The organism is Stenotrophomonas pictorum JCM 9942 (genome assembly GCF_001310775.1).
Lineage (GTDB): Bacteria > Pseudomonadota > Gammaproteobacteria > Xanthomonadales > Xanthomonadaceae > Stenotrophomonas > Stenotrophomonas pictorum.
This window is the reverse complement of record NZ_BAZI01000300.1, coordinates 1-3,267: the sequence shown is the minus strand read 5'-3', so window position 1 is coordinate 3,267 and position 3,267 is coordinate 1. Positions and strand designations below refer to the sequence as shown.

Genomic DNA, 3,267 nt, shown 5'->3' with positions numbered 1-3,267 from the left:
GCCCGTCGCGCGGTCCGCAGGCCGGTGGCAGCTGCGGGCCGGACCGAATGGGCCTACCATTGCCACCCCCCGTTTTTCCCCATGTGACGCCCATGAGCAAGCAGAACCAGTGGATCGTCGGCGTCAATGCCGTGGCTTCCTCGATTGAAAAAGACCCGGAGAATGTCCGCGAAGTGCTGATCGAGGCCGGCGCCAAGAATCCGCGTCTGGTGGAAATCGAGGAAGAAGCCCTGCGGAAAGGCATCGACGTGCGCAAGGTCAACGCCCAGGCACTGGGTGGCGTGGCCGGACAGGTCCGCCATCAGGGCGTGGTCGCCCGTTACGCCGCGCCCAAGCTGTGGGCCGAGAACGAGCTGGAAGGCCTGATCGAGGCCGCTGGCGGCAAGGCGCTGGTGCTGGTGCTGGACGAGGTGCAGGACCCGCACAACCTCGGCGCCTGCCTGCGCAGCGCGGCCGCTGCCGGCGTCACCGCGGTGGTGATTCCCAAGGACAAGAGCGCGCCGGTCAACGCCACCGTGCGCAAGACCAGCGCCGGTGCCGCCGACCGTATCCCGGTGGTGGCGGTGACCAATCTGGTGCGCTGTATCAAGGACATGCAGAAGCTGGGCGTGTGGGTGTACGGCTTGGCCGGTGAAGTGGACCAGACCATCCATCAGCTCGACCTGCGTGGCAATGTGGCGCTGGTGATGGGCGGCGAGGGTGATGGCCTGCGCCGGTTGACCCGCGAGACCTGCGATGGGCTGGTGCGCATCCCGATGCCGGGCGATATCGAAAGCCTCAACGTGTCGGTGGCCACCGGCGTGGTGCTGTTTGAGGCGGTGCGCCAGCGCCTGGTCTGAACCGCTCCGTTGCCACCCAAAGCCCCGCCATCAGCGGGGCTTTTTTATGGCTGCGACCGCGGTGCGCCGGTGCGAAGCCGCCACGGGCGCCTGCCGCGCCAGCTCGCCAGTGCATCCCCGGGTGCGGGTTTCTGCCGATACCCGAAGGGAGGGTGGGACGGGCGATCCGCGTGATCGCCTGGACAGGCAGCCTGCGCGATCACCGCCTGGGCTCTTACGTTTGCCGGTTAGCATCTGCCGGGCCAACAGGGGGCTGCCGGCGGATGGACGTGCCGCGATGGACGCGGTGCCAGCCGGCAGAGTCGGGCGATGGGGCATTCGCCATGTCCGGCCGCATTTTGATCTCTTCCCGAGCCGCCGTTCGCCGCTGCTGTCACGGTGGCGGGATGTCCCGTGGCCCGCGCGGCAAATGGGAATGGTTGCCGCCGGTCGCGGGCAAGTGGTGTAGGTTGAAGCTGTCGGAGGATGGCGGCGTTGTCGTTGCAGGCGCGCCGTGGCTTCCCCGGGACCCGGTATTCAGGGGCGCGCCAGGCCGGGGGCGCATGCAAGAGCAGATCGTCCACGATGGAATCGGAAACCGGTCATAAGGCTTACCTGGCAGACAGCGCAGGTCGTATGCGCTTGCCCGCCGGGCGGCGGGTAAGCGGCGCGTTGTCGTTGTTTCTGCTGTTGTTGATGGCCGCGTGGCCCGCCTGGAGCCAGTCCAGCCGCACCGCGCTGAACGATTACAGCCGCGACCTTTGGACCAGCCGCAACGGCCTGCCGCACAACACGTTGCGGGATATCGCGCAGACTCCTGACGGCCATCTATGGTTCGCCACCTGGGAAGGGCTGGCCCGCTACAACGGGCTGGATTTCACCGTGTTCGATCGCAACAGCCGTCCTCCCGTGCCGGACAACGGCATCGGCACCCTGTACGTGGACCGGGAGCGCGCGTTGTGGGTGGGGGATTCGCGCGGCAATGTCACCCGTTTCGACCAGAAGGGCCGTTGGCAGCAGTGGCGGCCGCCCCACGGCGATGCGCCGGCGGTCATGATCGAGGCCATGCACAAGGACAGCCGCGACCGGCTGTGGCTGCTGTATGAAGGCACCGGACTTGGCCGGCTGGACCCGGATGGCCGCTTCCATCATTTCCTGCCGCCGGCGGCGCTGCGCGATGCGGTCAATTTCACCCACATGGCGGTGGACGGGCGTGACCGGGTCTGGATAGGAACCTTCGACGGCCTGCTGTATCTGGATGTCGACGGCGTGATCAAGCGCGCGCCTGCCGCGTTCGATCTTCCGCCCGGTCTGGCCTGGCCCTATCTGGCACCGGATCACTCGCTGTGGGTGGTGGCGGCCGACCATCTCTACCGGATGGAAGGCGAGCATCTGGTACTCAAACACCGGCTTCCCGGCGTGGGCCAGCTCACCGAGATGCTGCTGGACCGCCACGGGGAGGTCTGGGTGGGGACCGAAAACAACGGGCTGTGGCGGTTGGGCGAAAAGGGCGCCGAGCATCTGCGCTCGACCGGGGCGCTGCTCGACTCGCGGGTCATCAGCCTGCTGGAGGACCAGGAAGGCAGCATCTGGGTCGGCTTGAATGGCGGTCTGTTGCGCCTGCGCGAGGCCCTGTTCAACAGCTACACCCATAGCGATGGACTCAGTGGCGATTTCATCCGCACGCTCACCGAAGATGCCAACGGGGCGCTGTGGATAGGCAGCAGCAGTGGCTTGGACCGGATGCTGCCCGATGGGCGGATCGAGCCGGTCGCCCTGCGGCCCGGCGAACGCCAGCCTTCGATACTGGCGCTGGCTACCGGGAACCGGGATGACGTCTGGATCGGCACCCGTGGCGAGGGCGTCTTCCATATCGACGACCGTGGCCGTGTGCAGCGGTACCGGCCCGGGGAGGAGGTGCCGCGTGGCAACTACCGGGCGATCGCGCTCGCGCCCGACGGCCGGGTGTGGCTGGGCTCGGCCCACGGGGTGCTGCAGCTGGAAAACGGGCGCGCCGTGCCGGTGGTGCTTCCGGGCATGCCGCGCACGGTGGTGCTGGCGTTGAGCTGGCTGGAAGACACCCTGTGGATCGGTACCACCGAAGGCGTGTGGCGCATGCAGGGCGGACGCGCCCAGAAGATCGATATCGCCAAACTTGGCGATGCGCGCGCCGTATACGGCTTCCGCCAGATTGACGATGCGGTGTGGATCACCAGCGACCGTGGTCTCTACCGCTACACCGGCAACGGCCTGGCGCACGTGGGGCTGCAACACGGGCTGCCGGTGGATACGGTGTTCGAGCTGGTGCCCGACGCGCTGGGCAATGTCTGGCTGAGCAGCAATCGCGGCATCTGGCGCACGGACGCGCAGCAGCTGCAGGCGGTGGCCGATGGCACGCGGCCCCGGCTGGAGGGGGTGATGTACCGCGAGATCGACGGGGTCGCCAGCG

General features: G+C 67.7%; 2 protein-coding genes. Both read left to right on the top strand.

Annotated features, from left to right (window positions below; genetic code table 11):
- The first annotated feature begins 92 nt into the window (after positions 1–92).
- Positions 93–839: a 23S rRNA (guanosine(2251)-2'-O)-methyltransferase RlmB gene (rlmB, locus tag JCM9942_RS12710; protein ID WP_054660104.1), complete on the top strand. Its 747-nt coding sequence runs from the start codon at positions 93–95 to the stop codon at positions 837–839.
- Positions 840–1,490: 651 nt separating this feature from the next.
- Positions 1,491–3,267, top strand: a 1,777-nt coding sequence (locus JCM9942_RS12705) for a ligand-binding sensor domain-containing protein (RefSeq protein WP_304941145.1), incomplete at its 3' end; no start/stop codon positions are given.

Excerpts from the sequence above, each read along its gene's own strand:
- rlmB (WP_054660104.1), top strand. The coding sequence starts at position 93 with ATGAGCAAGCAGAACCAGTGGATCGTCGGCGTCAATGCCGTGGCTTCC.